1 protein-coding gene is annotated in these 1,427 nt (G+C 54.8%); it reads right to left on the bottom strand.

Annotated features, from left to right (window positions below; genetic code table 11):
* The coding region (locus GSQ74_RS22710; protein ID WP_216846797.1) for a spore surface glycoprotein BclB at window positions 1-1,427 on the bottom strand (1,427 nt) is incomplete at both ends.

Genomic DNA, 1,427 nt, shown 5'->3' with positions numbered 1-1,427 from the left:
ATCGCTCCGGTTACGCCCTCAGCACCAGTTACGCCGGTTATCCCCTGAATGCCTTGCGCTCCGGTACTGCCAGTGTTACCAGTAGCTCCAATCGCTCCGGTTACGCCCTCAGCACCAGTTACGCCGGTTATCCCCTGAATGCCTTGTGCTCCGGTACTGCCAGTGTTACCAGTAGCTCCAATCGCTCCGGTTACGCCCTCAGCACCAGTTACGCCGGTTATCCCCTGAATGCCTTGTGCACCAGTAGCTCCAGTGTTACCAGTAGCTCCAATCGCTCCGGTTACGCCCTCAGCTCCGGTGACACCGGTTATACCCTGAATACCCTGCGCTCCGGTACTGCCAGTAGCGCCCGTAATTCCTTGAATACCTTGGGCTCCAGTTACACCAGTAGTTCCGATATTACCGGTAGCGCCCGTTATGCCTTGTATACCTTGCGCTCCGGTACTCCCAGTAGCACCAGTTACACCTTGAATACCTTGTATGCCCTGAGCTCCAGTGGAGCCAGTAGCACCAATAACCCCTGTATTGCCTGTTATGCCTTGTATACCCTGTGCGCCGGTATTGCCAGTTGCCCCTTGAATACCTTGTATGCCTTGCGCACCAGTAGCGCCAGTAGCGCCAATAATCCCTGTATTGCCCGTTATGCCTTGGGCTCCGGTACTGCCAGCTGCACCAGTATTGCCAGTTACACCTTGAATGCCTTGTATACCTTGCGCTCCGGTATTGCCTGTTATACCCTGAATGCCCTGCGCACCAGTGTTACCAGTAACACCTTGCGCACCAGTAGCTCCGGTCGCACCAGTTAGGCCTTCAGCACCAGTTACGCCGGTTGTCCCCTGAATGCCTTGCGCACCAGTAGGTCCAGTGTTACCAGTAACACCTTGCGCACCTGTAGCTCCAATTGCACCCGTTACGCCGGTTATACCCTGAATACCCTGCGCTCCGGTACTGCCAGTAACGCCTTGTATGCCTTGTGCACCAGTATTACCAGTAACACCTTGAATGCCCTGTATACCTTGAGTTCCTGTAAAGCCAGTAGCCCCCGTAATGCCTTGTATGCCCTGAGCTCCAGTAGAGCCAGTAGCACCAATAACCCCTGTATTGCCCGTTATGCCTTGCATACCCTGTGCACCAGTATTACCAGTAACACCTTGAATACCTTGTATGCCCTGTATACCTTGCGCTCCGGTATTGCCAGTAATGCCTTGAATGCCCTGCATGCCTTGTGCTCCATTATTACCCGTTACGCCTTGAATGCCTTGTATACCTTGCGCTCCGGTATTACCAGTTACGCCTTGAATTCCCTGTATGCCTTGCGCTCCGGTCACACCTGTAGGCCCGGTTACACCCCGTGCACCAGTAACGCCCGCTATACCTTGTGTCCCTACGGGGCCAACCGCGCCCGGTAAACCAGGCACACCTGCAAC

Origin of the sequence: Mucilaginibacter sp. L196 (assembly GCF_009765905.1) — a bacterium.
Classification (GTDB): domain Bacteria; phylum Bacteroidota; class Bacteroidia; order Sphingobacteriales; family Sphingobacteriaceae; genus Mucilaginibacter.
The sequence above is the reverse complement of the archived record's forward strand: the minus strand, read 5'-3'. Positions and strand labels throughout refer to the sequence as shown.